The following is an 18,206-nucleotide window of genomic DNA, read 5'->3' on the forward strand; positions in this document are numbered from 1 at the left end:
GTCTTATAAATAATCAAGACATCTATTTTTTATACATGTACAATCGCTTTTATTTAGCGTACAATATTTTTTATGTGTTTGAATGCGCTTCTAGATGTATACACTTTGATAGTTTTAAAGGAGAAAAATGATGAAATCCGATATGAACAAAGACACCCGAGCCAAAAAAGGACACTCAAAGAAAAAACGCCTACTCTGGTTCCTTCTTATTCCATTACTGATTATAGCACTTGGAGCAGGAGGTTACTCCTTCCATATATACAGTAAAGCAAAGTCTGTATTAAGTAATGCCTATTCTGAACTGGGCCGCGGGGATAAATCCAGCAAACGTGAAAAAGCTGTGAAACCTATGACTGACAACATTTCCGTACTTATTATGGGTGTTGATGAAAGTGATATTAGGGACAAGAGTTATGGAAAAGCAACTCGTACGGATGCGCTATTACTTGCAACAATTAATAAAAACGATAAATCTGTTAAACTTGTCAGTATTCCACGTGACTCACGTGTCTACATTAAATCACGTGATAAATACGATAAAATTACACATGCGCACGTATTCGGTGGTGTGGATAGCACAATTGATACAGTGGAGAAATTTTTAGATGTTCCAGTTGATTACTATGTAAAATTCAACTTTAAATCATTTATCAAAATTGTCGATTCTCTTGGTGGTATTACTGTCGATGTTCCGGTTGAGTTTACAGAACAAAATAGTAAAGACGAAGCAGATGCTATTCATCTGAAAAAAGGACGTCAACATTTAAATGGAGAAGAGGCATTAGCGCTAGCTAGAACTCGTCATATCGACAGTGATTATATGCGCGGTCAACGACAACAGCTTGTTTTAGAAGCTATTGCTGCAAAAGCACTTTCTCTTAATTCTATTAATAAAATCGGTGGCCTATTAGACGCCGTCGATAAAGACTTAAAAACAAATTTAACTTTTGATGATATGATGACAATTGCCAAAAATTCAATGGATTCCAATTTAAAAATGGACAAAATGCAAGTAGAAGGTACTGATAAATATATAGGTGGTATTTATTATTATGTTCCAAATAAAACAAGCGTCAATAATATTTCGACAACACTACAAGAACATCTCGGTGTTACGAATAAAAATGAACATAAAAAATTATAATAAAAAGGCTGCTAGATCTTTCTAGACAGCCTTTTTATTATAATTTTCAACATATTTCTCGTACATATTGTGACAAAAAGAGACAATTATTACAACAGTGTAACATTTTTTATAAAAACATTACACACATAGTGGAAATAATAGTATACTAGTACATACATAATGTTATTTTCATCATTTTTATACAAAAAATGTAATACATATATTTATACAAAAATTTCTGGGGGGAAATAAATGAAGCTAAGTAAAATACTGATCGGTTCTGCAATTACTGGAAGCATATTACTTTGTGTAGGCGGTGTTGGTGGATATCAATATGTATCCAAACTAAATAATCAATTAGATACTACTGCATTACCAAATACTACATTTGAAGGTATTTCTCTCGATGGAAAAAATAAAAAAGATATTCAAGCAATTATTAATCAAAAGGTAACTGAATTAGATCAAAAATCTCTTACCTACATATTCCAAAATGATAAACAAACTTACACATGGAAAGATTTAGGTATAAATTATAAAGAAAAAGATATTATCGACAAAATCTTTAAAGAACAAGAAGGAAACGCAATGAATCGTTACCAAATGCGGAAGCAGGCCGAAAACGGTGAATTAAAACGTGACTATAAATTAACAGCTCAATTAAATACAACTGCTTATGAAAGCTTTATGAAGGATAAATATAATGACACATTAAAAAATCCTGTTAATGCAGAATTAAGTGTTGAAGGCTCTACAGTAAATATTAGCCAAAGTCAAAATGGAGAAAAAATTGACAAAGGAAAATTAACTGATTTAACGCAGCAGGCCATTACTTCTGGCTCATCGGACGTTACATTACCAGTTACACTCTTAAAACCTGAGCGTTCTACAGAAGATATACAGAAAATGGGGATTAAAGAAGTAATTGCTGAATATTCAACTCCAATGGCTGGTCGGAATGGAAACCAGTCCTATAACGTAAATAAGTCAGCTAATACTTTAAGCGGAGTTATTGTCGCACCTGATGAAACGTTTAGTTTTAATGGCCGTGTTGGCGTAACGGATGCTGCCCATGGTTATAAATCCGCAGCAGTATTTTCACAAGGTAAAGTTATACAAAGTGCAGGCGGAGGCGTTTGCCAAGTTAGTAGCACTTTATATAGCGCAGCTTTAAGAGCAGATTTAGGAATTGTTTCTCGAAGCAATCATTCTATGCCCGTAAATTATTTACCACTTGGGCAAGATGCAGCAGTGGCAGATTATGGTCCGGATTTAAAATTTAAAAACAATACAGGCAATCATATTTATATTCAAGCATTTTCAAATGGCGGTAGTATTACTACTCGCATTTTTGGTACAAATACTGGTAAAAATGTTGAAGTTTCTTCTCAAGTAGTTAGTAGAACTGGTGATAAAATAACAGCGGTTACGTATAAAAAAGTAACACAAAACGGTGAAGTAGTATCAAATGGACAAATTTCAAAAAGCGTATATAAAAGTGCCCCAACACAATGAGACACCATCAAATTGGCAAACAAAAAAGGCGTGATCTATTCACGCCTTTTTCTTTTGCAATAATAGTAAAAAAGCTTCAAGATGGTCTTTCGTTTCTTCTAAAGACCACATGCGATTTCCTTGCTTCGCAGCTAATATGCACGCCTCTTCCCAAGCGTTCTTTTTCTTCATATATAATAATTCATCGCGTAATTTCAAAACAATTTCTTCATCTTCTTGCTCTATAAACTCTTCCATCACGCCTACTATTTCATCCTCATGGATACTTAACGTACAATACGATTTGAGAAAATATTGTAATGTCGTATACATATTTACTCCCCCTTCTTATTTATCAGATGGATAAGAAGTAATGATCTTATATCCTAAATCTCCTGACTTATCTCTCGCCAAAACAGTAACAGTTTTTACTAACTTGTCTTTTACATTCATATTTTTCTTTATTACCGTTTTTCCAACTGGGAATGAATGAGTTGTATTTAATACGAGACGAGCCTCTTTAGAATTTTTTAACCAATCTTGAATTTCCTTATCATGCTGCTTCAAACTATCTTTTACAGCTTTCGTCGCTGTTTCCTTATCATAGTATGTACTTGCCGCTGATACTTTATCTGTCTTCAAGCGATTCTTCAAATCCTCTTCTGATTTTCCTACATGTCTTTCAATCGTATGACCATTTTTAGGTGGCCCTTCCATTTCATCTAAAATATTATCACTAATTTTTTCTACTGATGTCGATTGATTCCCTGTTTGTTTCTCTGTTTTTTGTTCTTTTCCTGCACATCCACTTAAGATCAGCATTAATGCCAATAAACTACTCAAGAAAAGACTACTTATTCGTTTCATCATATCACCTCTTCCATGATTATTATCGTAACTTCACTAAAAGTCAATTTCACAACGAAAAAACATATACATTTTTAAAATTCCTCATCAATTTTGCCATATTACCACCCTAGTTTCATCAAACAACTATTTTGGACCCTCTTCGAAATATACCCCTATATTTTTAGAATTATTTCCCGACCTAAAACACCACTTAAAACACCGAACAAACCCTGTAAATACAGGATTTGTTCGGTGTTTTACAAACCAGAAAAATATACCCCTCATTTTGTATACCCAATACCTATATAAGGTATACAAATGCTGTTTTATCAACAGTTTCCTACATTATGTAAATTTGCACTTGCCTACACAATAGAAATATGGTGTAATGCAAAAAAAGATAAAGGATTTTAAACAATGGCTGAAACAATTCAAAACTTCTTAACAGACTATTATTCAATCGCAATTCCACTTAGTATCTTAATTAACATCATCATCAGTCTTTTAGGTTTTATCCCTAGTATTTTTTTGACCGCTATTAACATACAGCTCTTTGGTGTAACAAACGGAACCATTATTTCGATCGCAGGTGAGGCATTAGGGGCTATTATCTCGTTTTATATTTATCGTATAGGCCTTCAGAAATTCACTCACAACAAAGTAAATAAGTATCCAAAGGTAGAACGCCTACTTTATGTAGAAGGTAGAGAGGCCTTTCTACTCGTTCTATCGTTTCGATTCATACCTTTCATCCCATCAAGTATCGTTACTTTATTTGCCGCTCTAGGCAAAATGTCACTACTCTCTTTCAGTATTGCCAGCACAATAGGTAAAATACCGGCTTTGTTAATCGAAGTATATTCTGCCTATCATGTCATGAATGGAACGAATGAAGCGAAGTGGATTGTAACAATAGCGGGGTGTGTTGGATTGTTTTATTTGTGGAAAAAATGGAGAAAAAAATAAAGAAGGAGCATAGGCTCCTTCTTTATTTTTGAAGTATTTTATTAATAATACTCTCTTAAACCCTTAGTTTACACCAACAGCACTAAATGATTGCTTCACTGCTGCTACTTCCGCAGAAGTCGCACCATATAAATCAGCTGCAGCTTGTACCGCACCAGCACGAGCTTGGCTAAATGTAGTAGATTGCGTGAAATATTGTGTGTTTGCACGGTAATAAATTGCACCTAACTTATCTTTACCAATACCAGTTACAGTTACACCAGAATGTGTACCGCCATTTGCTAATAAATAAGCTTGTTTGTTAATGATACCACTGTTCGTATGAACTCCACCGTTATCACTTGAACCAGTGTAACGCTTAGAATAATGGTCTGGGTCACCATATTTCGCCGGATCACTCATAGAACGAAGCGCATCTCCCGCTTTACCAGGCGTATAAATATCTTCACCAATCTCCCAATCTGGATTTCGGTTATCATAGAATTCTACTAAAGTACCAAAAATATCAGAAATTGCTTCATTTAGCGCTCCTGATTCATTTTGATAAATTAAATCAGAGCTGTTTTCCGTAACAGCATGCGTTAATTCGTGACCAATTACATCAATTCCACCAGATAATGAAGTAAATGTTACACCATCACCATCTCCGTATACCATTTGTGAGCCATTCCAGAATGCATTATTATAATTGCTTCCGTAATGAACTGTTGATTTTAACGGCGCTCCTGCATCATTAATAGAATTTCTATTAAATGTAGCTTTATAGTAATCATATGTTTTACCTGCATAGTAATGAGCATCTACTGCCGCTGCATCATACGCTGCATTGAAAACATTATCTGCATCTGCCCATAATGTTCCTGGTAATGTTGAACGATTTTTCGCATCATATGTGAAAATCGTTGCCCCGCGTGTATTATCTTGTAAGTAGTAAGATGATCCAGATAACGTTGTATTAAGCGATTTCGTATCTCCTAATACCCCTTTACCAGTTCCTACTTTATTTGTTCCTGTTACAGGCTTTACAACTGCTTTTGCATCTTGCTTAGGAGCCTCTTGTTTAACTGGTGACTTATCATCATTCGTCACATGATCGATTGTATTAAACTTATTTAATACTTTACCGCTGTCTGCTTCAATGAAATAGTAGTAGTTTCCTGGACTTGGATCTAAGAAGTTTAGATTTACAACGTATGCATATGTTGTTTCTTCACCATTTTGATATACATATAAGTCCGCTTTTGGTTCTACCTCATATTTCGGTGTTACACCTAAATCTTGCTGCGCGATTTCAATTGCTTTTGCGCCTTCAATCTTATTTTTATTTTTCAGCTTTTCCTTTTTGTCTAAATCAGGCGCAACTGTTCCAGACAATACTTTTAAAGAACCATCTTTACTTACGTGAGCTACTTGAGTAGATCCCCATACAGGTACTCCTTCGTATACTTGTTGCATACGTACTACTGTTGAATCAGTTACAGCATCTTTTTTCACTTGTTTTACTTTGAAAGAATCTTGCGCACTCTTTTCCCCTAACTTATAATCACCTTTTGCTGCGTTTAAGTAATCAAACACAACAGATTCCGCTTTCTTACCAGTCGCTCCAGTTAGATCACCAGAAATAAACTCCGGTGACTGTACTGTCTCATTGTACTTCTTCGTAGAGAGCACATTTTTAGAATCTGCAAACGCAGAGCCTGTCCCTCCAAACGTTGTAACTGCCATTCCTGTCGCTAACACTAACGCTAAACTTTTCTTTTTCATGAACCTTCCCCCTAATAAAAATTTTTTTGAAAAAGAGTAGTTTTATCGTAGCACTATGTTTCCACTATTAATATACTAAAAATTCAAATAATTATTTTCTCAAGTTTTGTAGAATTTTGGGGAACAAATATTGAAAAACCCCTTTCCGATTGGAAAGGGGTTTTTATTAAGAATTTATTACTTCTATTACTTCTTTAGCTTGACCATACATATCTCCAGTCCAAGCATATTGAGGTTCTAACACTACTAATATAGCCACTAATGCTAGTGCACCAAAAATCATTTTCTTCATATTCATCTTCCTCCCTTTTCTTCTAATAAATTTATAGTTAGTCTATAATACCGATTACTTTCTTGGAATTCTAATACTTCTTCATGATATTTTGCTAATTCTAAATATACCTTTTTTAAATCTTTTTTATTTTCCTCTTGCTTAAAAAATGTTAAAGCTTCTGTTTCTAAAAACTTTTTATACACCCCCTTCTCTTCAAAATATTTATATTGAAGTATTAAAAGTGTATATAACATACTTTTATACTTCTCATCTCTTTTCGCAACTTCTATCCCTTTATTAATCCACTCTTTTACTTCTTCAAATTCCTTCAATTCAATACATTGCAATGCAATCTCATATACAGCATCGATGTAATCTAAATCTTCTTCCTTCTTGTATTGTAAACATTGTAAATAATACTCTTTCGCTTTTGCATAATCCTTTAAATGGTAATGTAAATACCCCATGTTATTTAGAGCAATCGCTGTTATGTTATCTTTATCCGCAAAAGAATTAGCCTCTCTTAAAATATTTCTATAAATTCCTAAAGCTTCGTTATATTGTTTTTTCTGTATATAACTTAACCCTATCAATAACTGGCAATTAATCACATGACGAAATTTATATTCATTCTTAAAGCCTTCCATAGCTAAATGAGCAAAATGTAAAGCCATATGTTCTATTTCTAATTCATTATAAACGAGAGCTAAATTATAATAGATTCCAGTTTCATAATAGCCTTGTTCTTTCGCCATCACTTCAGTTTGAACTAAATAATCTAAGGCCGTTTTATATTTATGCTGCAAAAAATAATATAGACCTTTACTATACGTATATAATAATTTCTGAAACGGCGAATACTTTTTGTACATCTTTTTTAATCTCTCTAATTCTTCTTCAACAGCAAGAAAATCTCGTTTCATAATTAAATAACGCGTATAAAGCAGTTGATAATAATTTATAATTTCAAAATCCAAAACATGCTTCATTTCACCTTGCAACTCTTCGTATATGCGTTCTACTTGTGGCTTGTCCAAATGAACTAATGCATTTAACCATTCATCTAGCTTCCCCTTCACATCTTCTTCTACATCTCTCAAATCCGTCACGGCAATCTCTAACCTTGTGCAGAGCAATTGTAGAATTTCTTCTGATGCTTCGATCTTTCCATTTTCGATTTTACTTAAGTATGAGACAGAACAAATGCCCTGACATAATTCTTCTTGTGTCATTTTTTGCTGTAGCCGTTTATAAAAGACTTGTTTGCCTATTTTTTCTAATGTTTGTTGCATTGTCCTCCTCCATTCTCATTACCCCCATTACTCTAATAATACATAAAATCTTGAGAAATATAAATTGATAAATGTTAATTTTCTAAAAAATATGCATTATTTCATTTTTTTCCCTCTTGACTCCACTTTCATATCCATTCTTTGCTACGAGCGGTGAAAAATTGGTATACTATAACCAAATTATGGAGGTGTTTTCGCGATGACTTATTATAAAGACGATAGCTATGCCTTACATACAGATTTATATCAAATTAATATGGCTTATACATATTGGAAAGATGGTATTCATAATCGCCGCTCGGTGTTTGATTTATACTTTCGAAAACTTCCATTCGAGAACGGTTATGCTGTTTTTGCCGGCCTTGAAAAGATTGTAGAGTACATAGAAAACTTCAGCTTTACCGAAAGCGATATCGCTTATTTAGCAGAATTACAATTTGAAGAAGAATTCCTTCATTATTTACAAAATATGAAATTCACTGGGACGGTTCGAAGTATGCAAGAAGGTGAAGTTGTATTTAATAACGAGCCTTTATTACGTGTTGATGCACCGCTCGGTGAAGCACAAATTATTGAAACTGCCCTGTTAAACATTGTGAATTACCAAACATTAATTGCAACAAAAGCTGCTCGTATGAAGCATGCTGCAAATAATGATGATCTTTTAGAATTTGGTACAAGACGTGCCCACGAGTTTGATGCAGCTCTTTGGGGCACACGTGCTGCCTTTATTGGTGGATTTTCGTCTACGAGTAACGTTCGTGCTGGAAAACGCTTCGGAATACCTGTAGCCGGCACACACGCTCACTCTTTCGTTCAAGCGTATCGTGATGAATATGTCGCGTTTAAGAAATACGCTGAAACTCATAAAAAATGTGTCTTTCTCGTTGATACATACGACACTTTAAAATCAGGTGTTCCAAATGCAATTCGCGTCGCGAAAGAGTTTGGAGATCGTATCGATTTTTACGGCATTCGCCTTGATAGTGGTGATATGGCTTATTTATCTAAAAAGGCAAGAAAACTACTAGATGAAGCTGGGTTTACACATACAAAAATTATTGCTTCTAGCGATTTAGATGAATACACAATTATGCATTTGAAATCTCAAGGCGCAAAAATTGATGTATGGGGCGTTGGAACAAAATTAATTACGTCCTTTGAACAACCAGCGTTAGGGGCCGTTTATAAACTAGTTGCGATTGAAGATACTGATGGAAAGTTAAATGATACAATTAAAATTTCATCTAACCCTGAAAAAATTACCACTCCAGGACTGAAACGAATTTATCGCATTATCAATCGAGTTAACGATCATGCAGAAGGCGATTATATTGCATTAGATTCTGAAGAACCAGGAAAAGAAGAACGTTTAAAAATGTTTCATCCTGTTCACACGTATATAAGTAAATTTGTAACAAACTTTGAAGCACGCGAACTGCATAAAGACATTTTCGTTAACGGCGAAAGAACATATGAACTACCAGGTATATTAGATATTCAAAAATATAACGAACAGAGTCTCGCACTATTTTGGGAAGAATATATGCGAACTTTAAATCCCGAAGAGTACCCTGTCGATTTAAGTCAAGAATGTTGGGATCATAAAATGAATTACATTCAAACTGTTCGAGAACAAGTTGAAAAAAATATACAAAAGTAAAACAGAGAAGCTTTTCCTTCTCTGTTTTTTCAATACGATATGTATCTTTATGGAAAATATATTAAAATAGTACGACAAATATTTTTTATTTATAAATTTTAATATTACGTTATTTATTCATAAAATAATATTTGTTATTATTTTATTGAGTCAATTTCAACAAAATAACCTAAAAAAGAGGACGCAGGTTGCGTCCTCTTTTTTATAAATCTTTCACTCGTAGTACACGCATTGCATTTAACACTGCAAGTAGTGTCACACCAACATCTGAGAAGACAGCTTCCCACATTGTTGCAATACCAAAAGCACCAAGTAATAAAACTAATCCTTTTACCCCTAATGCAAAGATGATATTCTGCCATACAATGCGTCGTGTGCGTTTTGCAATATTTAAGGCTGTTGCAATTTTTGAAGGCTCATCAGTCATAATAACAATGTCTGCCGCCTCAATCGCTGCATCTGATCCTAAACCACCCATCGCAATACCAACATCTGCTCTTGCTAATACCGGTGTGTCATTAATACCATCACCAACGAAAGCAACTTTTCCGTTCTTCGCCGCATCAATTTTTTCAATCTCTTCGACTTTTTGTTGCGGTAATAGTTCTGCGTGAACCTCATCTAAACCTAATTCTTTACCAACAGCCTCACCAACTGATTTTGCATCACCCGTTAACATGACTGTCTTCTTAATACCTAGTTCTTTTAATTTTTGAATTGCTTGTTTTGAATCTTCTTTTACCTCATCAGAGATAACGATATAACCTGCATATTCCCCATCTACAGCAACGTGAACTAATGTACCTACCGTTTCTGGTTGCTTAAATGTAATTTTTTCTTTTCTCATTAATTTAGCATTACCTGCAAAAATTTCTTTTCCTTGTACTTTTACGACTGTACCGTGACCAGAAATTTCGTTATACTCATCGATTATTTTTTCATCAATTGATTTTCCATATGCCTTTCGAATAGATTGTGCAATTGGATGATTAGAATACACTTCAGCAAATGCTGCATATTCTAATAATTCTTCATTTGTAATACCTTCGCTTGGTTCCATTTTTGTAACTTTGAAGACACCTTTTGTTAATGTTCCTGTTTTATCAAAAACAATATATTTCACATCATTTAAAGCTTCTAAATAGTTACTTCCTTTTATTAACACACCACTTTTAGATGCACCACCAATTCCTCCAAAGAATCCAAGAGGAATAGATACAACTAACGCACATGGACAAGAGATTACTAAGAACACTAAAGCTCTATAAATCCATTCTGAGAATGTAGCTCCTTCTAAAATAAGTGGTGGAATAAACGCCATGATCGCTGCTGTAATAACTACAACTGGAGTATAGTAACGCGCGAACTTCGTAATAAAGTTTTCTGTTGGCGCTTTTTTACTGCTTGCATTTTGAACTAAATCTAAAATTTTTGATACAGTTGATTCACCAAATTCTTTTGTCACTTCAATTGTTAATACACCATTTTGGTTCACAAAACCACTTAATACATCATTTCCAACTTCGACTTCACGTGGTACAGATTCACCAGTCAATGCTGAAGTATCTACCATTGATGTTCCTTCAACTACTTTTCCGTCTAATGGTACTTTCTCACCAGGCTTCACGATAATATAATCGCCGATTTGTACATCTTCTGGTGATACTTGTTTCGTTTCATTTCCAACCTTCACATTCGCATAATCAGGACGGATATCCATTAATGAAGTAATTGACTTTCGGGAGCGATTGACCGCAATACTTTGGAATAGTTCCCCTACTTGATAGAATAGCATTACCGCAACAGCTTCTGAATATTGTTGAATCGCAAAAGCTCCTAGTGTTGCAATTGCCATTAAGAAGTTCTCATCGAACACTTGGCCGCGAGTTATGTTTCTTACCGCTCTCCAAACGATATCTCCGCCTATTAATAAATACGCAAGGACGAATAACGGAATTGTTATCATTTGTGGTAAGCCAGCTAATGCGGCAATTGCTGTCAAAATTCCGCCGACCACTAATCGTCCTACCATCTTTTTCACATTTGCTTCACCATGGTCGTGACTATGTCCGTGGTCATGACCACCTTTTTCTTCACGAACGACTTTCACATCTGGTTCTAACTTTTGTACGACATTTGTTATATTTGCTACAGTCGCTTCTAATTCTCTTTTATTCGCTACTTCAACTCTTAATTTCTTTGATACGAAATCAACAGTTGCTGCTGAAATAGCCGGCATTTCCTTCACTTTATTTTCAATCTTCATCGCACAGTTCGCGCAATCTAAACCTTCTAATATAAATACTTCTTTTGCAACTTTATTTTTTTGTTCTTCTTGTACTTTAATATGCGGTTCTAATTTTGTAACGAGTTGTTTTGCTTCTGTAACAACTTCGCTTTCTTTATTTTGTGCTGTTTCTAAAACCATTGTTTTTGTCGCAAAATTTACAGAGCAAGAATTTACTCCTTCTATATTTCCAACACCTTTTTCAATTTTCATTGCGCAGTTCGCACAATCTAAACCTTCTAACATCAGTTTCTTTTTCACTAATGCTTCAGCCATCGTTCTCCCTCCTCGCGTTCTTTTTTATTCTTCCTCGTTTACGTGTTCAAACGCTTGCTCGAAGATATGAATTACGTGCTGGTCAGCTAACGAATAATAAACGACCTTTCCTTCTTTACGATTCTTTACAAGTTTCGCTTGCTTTAACACACGCAGCTGATGTGAAATAGATGATTGTGTCATTCCTAATAAATACGCTAAATCACAAACACACATTTCAGCTTCAAATAATGCATGTAATATTCTCGTACGTGTACGATCGCCTAATACTTTAAATAATTCTGCTACTTTACTTAAACTTTCATCAGTTGGAATTGTTTGTTTTACTTGATCAACAACTTCTTCATGAATTATCGTTTGAGAACATGTCTCTTGTGGTGTTTCTACTTTATTTCCAGCCATTATAGCTCACCTCTTCATTTGAACATATGAACAATCATTCATATATCTTATACTCTTATTATATGAGCGTCTATTCATATGTGTCAATGAAATCTCATATATTTTTTCGAACATTTTGTTCACATTTTCATAAGACGTATACATATTTTCTGCATCCATTACATTCTCATACAAAAAAGGATGTACATTTTACACAAAAGAAAAAAGCCTTGCGCGTTCCCTAGACGCACAAGGCTTACTATACTTATATCCCTTTTAATTAGCTGTTAATTAGCTTGTTCTAAATTATCCTGCGAACTTCCATCGTCTTTTAAATGACTATGTTTTTTCGAATAAACAAAGTATACAACTACTCCGATTGCTAACCAAACACCGAAGTATATCCATGTTTTTAATGGTAGGTTTACCATTAAGAATAGACAACATGCAACTGAAATAATCGGCAAGATTGGTACAAGTGGTACCATAAATCCACGTTGTAATTTCGGATGCGTTTTACGAAGAATGATAACAGTTACACCAACCATGGCGAATGTTAATAACGCTCCAATATTCGCTAAATTTGACAATTCTTTTAAATCGATAAATCCAGCAATTAAAGCACTACCAATTCCTGTTAACCAAACTGAAAATGTTGGCGCTTCAGTCTTCTTGTTAATTTTCGCGAAAGATTTTGGTAATAAACCGTCACGACTCATAGCGAAGAATACGCGTGTCGTAGCATAGATGTACGCGAAAATTACAGCCATAATACCAATTACAGCTCCAATAGCAATTACACCAGCCACTTTATCTTGTCCTACAACTTCAAGTACATAAGCCATAGCTTCAGGTACATCTAATTCCTTGTAAGAAACCATACCTGTCATAACGAGACAAACTACAACATAAATGATTGTACAAATGACTAATGAAGCAATAATACCAATCGGTAGATCACGTTGCGGATTTTTCACTTCTTCAGCAGAAGTTGCTAATGCATCAAATCCTAAGAAAGCGAAGAATACTGCTGCTCCTCCGGCAAAGACTCCACTTAAGCCATACGGTGCAAATGGTATCCAGTTTTCTGGTTTCACGTAGAATACACCAACTGCAATGAATAAAACAACAATACCAATTTTAATTAATACCATTATGTTATTCACACGCTTACTTTCTTTCGTACCTCGTGATAACAACCAAGTTATTACTAACGTAACGATAACTGCTGGTAAGTTTACCATACCACCTTGCGCTGGAATCGTTAACAACGCTTTTGGAATTTCAAGTCCCAATCCACTCACTAAGTTATGGAAATAACCCGTCCATCCACCAGCTACTGCGGCAGTTGTTACAACATATACGGATAGTAATGTCCATCCCATTAAATGAGCTACAAACTCACCAATTGTTGCATATGAGTATGTGTACACACTACCTGAAACAGGAAGTGTAGAAGCGACCTCTGCGTAACATAATGCTGCAAATCCACAAACAATCGCTGCTATCATGAATGAAAAAATAACTGCTGGACCAGCATCTCTTGCTGCTACTAATCCTGTTAATACTAGAACTCCTGTACCGATTATCGCACCAATCCCTAGCATTGTTAGGTCGAATGCCCCTAGCGTTTTCGTTAAAGTTTTACTTTTACTTTCCCCTAACAATTGCGTAACGGATTTCTTTTTAAATAGGTTGGCCACGATGTATGCCCCCTTTTGCCAAGAAGAGCTAAGAGATCTTCACTCTTAGCTCTTATCATGTTGGTTTATATATTGTTCGATTTTGTTTTGTATAATGCTTCTATTAGCAAGATACTGTTTCTGCTTCTAATAATTCTTTAGCACCTTTGTACTCTACACCGTGAGCTTCTGCAACTGCTTCGAATGTTACATAGCCGTCTAATGTGTTAATACCTTTTAGTAATGCAGAGTTGCCTAGGCAAGCTTCTTTGTAGCCTTTGTTAGCAATTTGTACTGCATATGGTACTGTTACGTTTGTTAATGCAAGAGTTGATGTACGTGGAACCGCACCTGGCATGTTTGCAACTGCATAATGAACAACGCCGTGTTTTTCGTAAGTTGGGTTATCATGAGTTGTAATACGGTCAGTTGTTTCGAAAATACCACCTTGGTCAATCGCGATATCTACAACAACAGAACCTGGCTCCATTGATTGAATCATTTCTTCTGTTACAAGTTTTGGCGCTTTTGCACCTGGGATTAATACTGCACCGATTACAAGATCAGACTCTTTTACAGCTTCTGCAATATTGTAAGGATTAGACATTAAAGTTTTTACTTGGTTTCCGAAAATGTCATCTAATTGACGAAGACGTTCTGCACTTAAGTCGATGATTGTTACATCCGCACCTAGTCCAACTGCAATTTTAGCAGCATTTGTACCAGCTTGTCCACCACCGATGATTGTTACTTTACCACGTTTAACCCCTGGAACACCTGCAAGTAAGATACCTTTACCGCCTTTGTTTTTCTCAAGGAATTGTGCACCAATTTGTGCAGCCATACGACCAGCTACTTCACTCATAGGTGCAAGTAATGGTAGAGAACGGTTTTCTAATTGTACTGTTTCGTATGCAATCGCAACAACTTTCTTCTCAATTAACGCTTTTGTTAATTCTGGTTCTGGAGCTAAGTGTAAGTATGTGAATAAGATTAAACCTTCGCTGAAGTGTTTGTATTCGCTTTCAACTGGTTCCTTAACTTTCATAACCATTTCCATGTTCCAAGCTTCTTCAGCCGTATCAACAATTTTCGCTCCTGCTTCAACATACTGAGCATCTGTGAAACCAGATCCTAGACCTGCACCCTTTTGAATGAATACCTCGTGATTGTTACGAATTAAATGTACAACACCTGCTGGTGTCATTGCCACACGGTTTTCGTTGTTTTTAATTTCTGCTGGTACCCCAATACGCATAATGAAATGCCCCCTTATAATTAACAGAAAAAAGAAAGTCTTTTTTCTTTTTGTAATAATTAATAACTTATGTCCTTATTCTAGCATAACTTAAAAGTTATGAAAACGCTAACATATCATTTTTTAAAAGTTTATATATTTAGAATAGTGTAAATATATGGAACATTGATTCTATTAGCATCCTCGCTCCATTTCATTATCTATCACTCTATTTTTATTATACTCCCTAAAAATAAGCAGCATTCACTTATTATTCGACAATAATGTAACAATGTAAGAAACCCGAGTGATTCCGTATACATATACAGTTAATAATTTGTACAATACTTTAGGGATATATTCTTTTCATAAAAAAACAGCTGCAGGCATTTAGCCAGCAGCTGGATAACTTATAAATAACTTGGAAAATAAATCATCTGTTGTTTCACTAATTTTATCAAACAGATCACTTTCTTCCGCTTCTTGTTCTTTTAACATCTTAATTGTTTCACGTGCATCTTCAGGATAATCGGTAATGATACCATCTACGTTTAACTTATAATATCCCTTTAAACTTTCCATATCGTTTACCGTCCATACGTAAATTGGCTTATTTAACTTCCTTGCTTCTTTTACTAATTTCTTATTTAACATGTATTCTTCCGCTACATAAAAATCAGCTTTCACATTCTTTAAGTTGGCTCTACTTGCATACAGTATATATCCTACTTTTATATTTGGATTTGCACGTTTAAACTCTTTAATAAGCGGATAGTGTAGCGTTTGAATGACACATTGCTTCTCAAATTCATTATCTTTAATCGCTTTTAATACTTTGTTTACGAAATCTTTTTCGCCACCATGAAGCTTCACTTCAATATTAAGTTTAATTTTGTCCTTTGACAGCTTAATGATTTCATCCAGCGTACTTATTTGTCCTGACAATCCGTCTTGACTAAGAGTAAGCTGCCTTAACTCATCCATCGTTAAATCTGACACATGAACATTAGCATTAGCAAGACGTTTTAGCTTCAAATCATGTATAACTGCTAGTTCACCGTCTTTCGTTTGCAGTACATCAATTTCAGCGTAGTCTGCTTTCGCATCAATAGCCCCCTGCACAGCTTCTTTCGTATTCTCTACACCTTTTGAAATATAACCACGATGCGCCATAATAATTGGTTCTTTATATGTGTTTGTAATAAAGGTCACAATGAAAGCAACAACCATTCCCGCAGTAATAATTCCTACAATATATACGCCAATAAATTTCCAACGATGTTTTTGGAAGAAACATTTATCTGCTTTCGTTTTCGAATAATCTAATCCTTCTTCTAATAAAACATCTTCAACCGGAACCTTTTGTAAATATAATCGTGTTATTGCCATAATATAAAATGGCGTCACGATAAAACTAAATAAATACAATGTACTCGTTAAAAATACAGACATTGTTGATTCCGCTAATAATGCAAATGTTCCCTGTGGATTTGTAAATTCGTACATGCCCCATAGACACAATAAATACATTCCAAAAAATACACCGTACACAATCCCTATTGAAATAAAAAATCCTACTAAAAAGAATAGTACTTTTAAAAAACTTTCTTTTACTAACGTTGCACTTTTACGTGCTGCTGTGCGAAACGGCTTTTGCTCTAAAACAACAATAGGTAGAACAAAAATCCAGCGAAGGTTCAAATATGCAACTACAGCAAAAAATGTGTAATAACCAACCTGTCCCATCGTTGTCTTAAACAGTTCTCCTGTAATAAAGTTAGGAATTTGAATTTGCGGAATCAATGCCGTTTCATATCCAATATTTAAAAGGGGTAACAATACGACAGCATATAAAATAAATCCTGGTAAGCAATATGTGAACAGAGTAGGTAAATACGTTACAGTTTTATATAAAATCGGACGTAATTTCACCTTTTGTCTTTTATGAGCGAAGTACGAAATAATAATAAGTACTGCAAATTCCGTAAAGATAAGAAACAGTGCTAACAATGATAAAATTACGATTGCCAAAATGCCGTATGGTGTCTTTAAAAACGCTAATAATTCATCATTCGTCGCATTTGCATAACCACCAAAATACAATAACTTATTAAAAATAATCCCAAATAGCGGAACAAATACAATCGCTGCTAATAATTTATAAGCAAGTTGAAAGGTTAATACATTCCAAAAAGCAAATCTAACTGTTTGAAAGGAATGTCCCATTACCTCTGGTATAGATAGTCTTTTACGGTGTTGCATATATTCCTCCACATTCTAAAACGATATTTGAGATGGATTCCATATTTCCATTTCCAATCCATCTTTATAATAATAATAATATATTCCGCTTAACATGAACACTCTTATACATACAATGAAAAAAGTGATGGCTACTTCCCATCACTTTTTCATTTACTCTATTTTTTCTCTAATCCTTGCCCAAATGCTTTCAAGAAGCTAAAACCGAATGTAATGGCTCTATTGATATCTGGATCTTTTAACACTTTAAAGAAATCCATCACTTTTGTTTTTTTCCCACTATTTAATTCATCTGTTGCAAATTGCAATCCAGTAACTAAACTCGATGTGATTTGCTTTGTTACTTCTGGGTCAACTGCGGATAGCGCTTCCCCCGCCCCCATCATATTGTTGAGTGCATTTTTAACGGATTCACGATTTAATTGCTCCACAGCGATTTTTGAAACATCTTCCTTCGCAGCAAGTAAACTAATCGCTGCATCTAATATACCAGCCTTCTGCAACTGTGCTAAAAGCTGCATCGTTTCTTCTACTGCTTCACGATTATTAGATAGCTCATTTAGAAGTTCATCTGCTACTTGCTGTTTCTGCTCTTCCTCTGTTACAACTTTCTTTTTTATTAACGTAATTTCTTTCGCCATTCTCTCCGCCCC

Annotated in this window: 15 protein-coding genes; 4 read left to right on the forward strand and 11 right to left on the reverse strand. The window is 34.8% G+C overall.

From position 1 onward, the window contains the following. The first annotated feature begins 127 nt into the window (after window positions 1-127). Window positions 128-1,144 (forward strand): LCP family protein, encoded by a 1,017-nt coding sequence (locus MNO09_RS27910; RefSeq protein ID WP_290439587.1) that lies wholly within the window; start codon window positions 128-130, stop codon window positions 1,142-1,144. Window positions 1,145-1,378: 234 nt separating this feature from the next. Continuing rightward, window positions 1,379-2,641 (forward strand): VanW family protein, encoded by a 1,263-nt coding sequence (locus tag MNO09_RS27915; RefSeq protein WP_070169394.1) that lies wholly within the window; start codon window positions 1,379-1,381, stop codon window positions 2,639-2,641. Window positions 2,642-2,680: 39 nt separating this feature from the next. On the opposite strand, the gene MNO09_RS27920 is transcribed toward MNO09_RS27915, so the two are convergent. Together MNO09_RS27920 and MNO09_RS27925 are read right to left on the reverse strand one after the other, a co-directional pair. After that, complete coding sequence (locus tag MNO09_RS27920; RefSeq protein WP_088106821.1) at window positions 2,681-2,953, reverse strand: hypothetical protein; 273 nt, start codon at window positions 2,951-2,953, stop codon at window positions 2,681-2,683. 15 nt (window positions 2,954-2,968) lie between these two features. Next, entirely contained in the window at window positions 2,969-3,487 is a 519-nt protein-coding gene (locus MNO09_RS27925) for an RNase A-like domain-containing lipoprotein (protein ID WP_000822712.1), read from the reverse strand. Between the two features lie 399 nt (window positions 3,488-3,886). On the opposite strand from MNO09_RS27925, the gene MNO09_RS27930 reads away from it, so the two are divergent. After that, complete coding sequence (locus MNO09_RS27930) at window positions 3,887-4,435, forward strand: TVP38/TMEM64 family protein (protein ID WP_000852193.1); 549 nt, start codon at window positions 3,887-3,889, stop codon at window positions 4,433-4,435. Window positions 4,436-4,498: 63 nt separating this feature from the next. Here MNO09_RS27930 and MNO09_RS27935 read toward each other — a convergent pair whose 3' ends face one another. The 3 genes from MNO09_RS27935 to MNO09_RS27945 all read right to left on the reverse strand — a co-directional run bounded on the left by MNO09_RS27935 (window position 4,499) and on the right by MNO09_RS27945 (window position 7,765). Continuing rightward, the gene (locus MNO09_RS27935) at window positions 4,499-6,199 is read right to left on the reverse strand and encodes a M4 family metallopeptidase (protein WP_000730372.1); all 1,701 of its coding nucleotides are present in this window, start codon (window positions 6,197-6,199) and stop codon (window positions 4,499-4,501) included. A gap of 166 nt (window positions 6,200-6,365) precedes the next feature. Beyond that, complete coding sequence (locus MNO09_RS27940; protein WP_000738188.1) at window positions 6,366-6,491, reverse strand: NprX family peptide pheromone; 126 nt, start codon at window positions 6,489-6,491, stop codon at window positions 6,366-6,368. 2 nt (window positions 6,492-6,493) lie between these two features. After that, window positions 6,494-7,765 (reverse strand): helix-turn-helix domain-containing protein, encoded by a 1,272-nt coding sequence (locus tag MNO09_RS27945; protein WP_001187954.1) that lies wholly within the window; start codon window positions 7,763-7,765, stop codon window positions 6,494-6,496. 199 nt (window positions 7,766-7,964) lie between these two features. On the opposite strand from MNO09_RS27945, the gene MNO09_RS27950 reads away from it, so the two are divergent. After that, window positions 7,965-9,428, forward strand: a complete 1,464-nt coding sequence (locus tag MNO09_RS27950) for a nicotinate phosphoribosyltransferase (RefSeq protein WP_000222884.1) — start codon at window positions 7,965-7,967, stop codon at window positions 9,426-9,428. Between the two features lie 202 nt (window positions 9,429-9,630). On the opposite strand, the gene MNO09_RS27955 is transcribed toward MNO09_RS27950, so the two are convergent. From MNO09_RS27955 to MNO09_RS27980, 6 genes are all read right to left on the reverse strand, one after another. Continuing rightward, window positions 9,631-11,991: a heavy metal translocating P-type ATPase gene (locus MNO09_RS27955; RefSeq protein ID WP_000796602.1), complete on the reverse strand. Its 2,361-nt coding sequence runs from the start codon at window positions 11,989-11,991 to the stop codon at window positions 9,631-9,633. A 24-nt stretch (window positions 11,992-12,015) separates the two neighbouring features. Next, window positions 12,016-12,393: an ArsR/SmtB family transcription factor gene (locus MNO09_RS27960; protein WP_000918377.1), complete on the reverse strand. Its 378-nt coding sequence runs from the start codon at window positions 12,391-12,393 to the stop codon at window positions 12,016-12,018. A 266-nt stretch (window positions 12,394-12,659) separates the two neighbouring features. After that, entirely contained in the window at window positions 12,660-14,075 is a 1,416-nt protein-coding gene (locus MNO09_RS27965; protein WP_001284886.1) for an amino acid permease, read from the reverse strand. A gap of 103 nt (window positions 14,076-14,178) precedes the next feature. Then, a complete protein-coding gene (gene ald, locus MNO09_RS27970; RefSeq protein ID WP_001219749.1) occupies window positions 14,179-15,312 on the reverse strand; it encodes an alanine dehydrogenase in 1,134 nt (377 codons plus the stop codon). A gap of 369 nt (window positions 15,313-15,681) precedes the next feature. Beyond that, window positions 15,682-17,553 (reverse strand): glycerophosphoryl diester phosphodiesterase membrane domain-containing protein, encoded by a 1,872-nt coding sequence (locus MNO09_RS27975; RefSeq protein ID WP_001164723.1) that lies wholly within the window; start codon window positions 17,551-17,553, stop codon window positions 15,682-15,684. 158 nt (window positions 17,554-17,711) lie between these two features. Beyond that, window positions 17,712-18,194 carry a helical membrane plugin domain-containing protein gene (locus MNO09_RS27980; protein ID WP_001040530.1) on the reverse strand — a complete coding sequence of 161 codons (483 nt, stop codon included), beginning with the start codon at window positions 18,192-18,194 and terminating at the stop codon, window positions 17,712-17,714. Window positions 18,195-18,206: the final 12 nt, after the last annotated feature.

Source organism: Bacillus sp. N5-665, assembly GCF_022637375.2.
GTDB classification, from domain to species: domain Bacteria; phylum Bacillota; class Bacilli; order Bacillales; family Bacillaceae_G; genus Bacillus_A; species Bacillus_A wiedmannii.

Bases quoted from the DNA above. Each gene is read 5' to 3' on its own strand.
- MNO09_RS27910 (WP_290439587.1), top strand. From the start codon at position 128: ATGATGAAATCCGATATGAACAAAGACACCCGAGCCAAAAAAGGACAC.
- MNO09_RS27925 (WP_000822712.1), bottom strand. From the start codon at position 3,487: ATGAAACGAATAAGTAGTCTTTTCTTGAGTAGTTTATTGGCATTAATG.
- MNO09_RS27955 (WP_000796602.1), bottom strand. From the start codon at position 11,991: ATGGCTGAAGCATTAGTGAAAAAGAAACTGATGTTAGAAGGTTTAGAT.
- MNO09_RS27935 (WP_000730372.1), bottom strand. From the start codon at position 6,199: ATGAAAAAGAAAAGTTTAGCGTTAGTGTTAGCGACAGGAATGGCAGTT.
- MNO09_RS27940 (WP_000738188.1), bottom strand. From the start codon at position 6,491: ATGAAGAAAATGATTTTTGGTGCACTAGCATTAGTGGCTATATTAGTA.
- MNO09_RS27920 (WP_088106821.1), bottom strand. From the start codon at position 2,953: ATGTATACGACATTACAATATTTTCTCAAATCGTATTGTACGTTAAGT.
- ald (WP_001219749.1), bottom strand. From the start codon at position 15,312: ATGCGTATTGGGGTACCAGCAGAAATTAAAAACAACGAAAACCGTGTG.
- MNO09_RS27980 (WP_001040530.1), bottom strand. From the start codon at position 18,194: ATGGCGAAAGAAATTACGTTAATAAAAAAGAAAGTTGTAACAGAGGAA.
- MNO09_RS27930 (WP_000852193.1), top strand. From the start codon at position 3,887: ATGGCTGAAACAATTCAAAACTTCTTAACAGACTATTATTCAATCGCA.
- MNO09_RS27975 (WP_001164723.1), bottom strand. From the start codon at position 17,553: ATGCAACACCGTAAAAGACTATCTATACCAGAGGTAATGGGACATTCC.
- MNO09_RS27950 (WP_000222884.1), top strand. From the start codon at position 7,965: ATGACTTATTATAAAGACGATAGCTATGCCTTACATACAGATTTATAT.
- MNO09_RS27915 (WP_070169394.1), top strand. From the start codon at position 1,379: ATGAAGCTAAGTAAAATACTGATCGGTTCTGCAATTACTGGAAGCATA.
- MNO09_RS27960 (WP_000918377.1), bottom strand. From the start codon at position 12,393: ATGGCTGGAAATAAAGTAGAAACACCACAAGAGACATGTTCTCAAACG.
- MNO09_RS27945 (WP_001187954.1), bottom strand. From the start codon at position 7,765: ATGCAACAAACATTAGAAAAAATAGGCAAACAAGTCTTTTATAAACGG.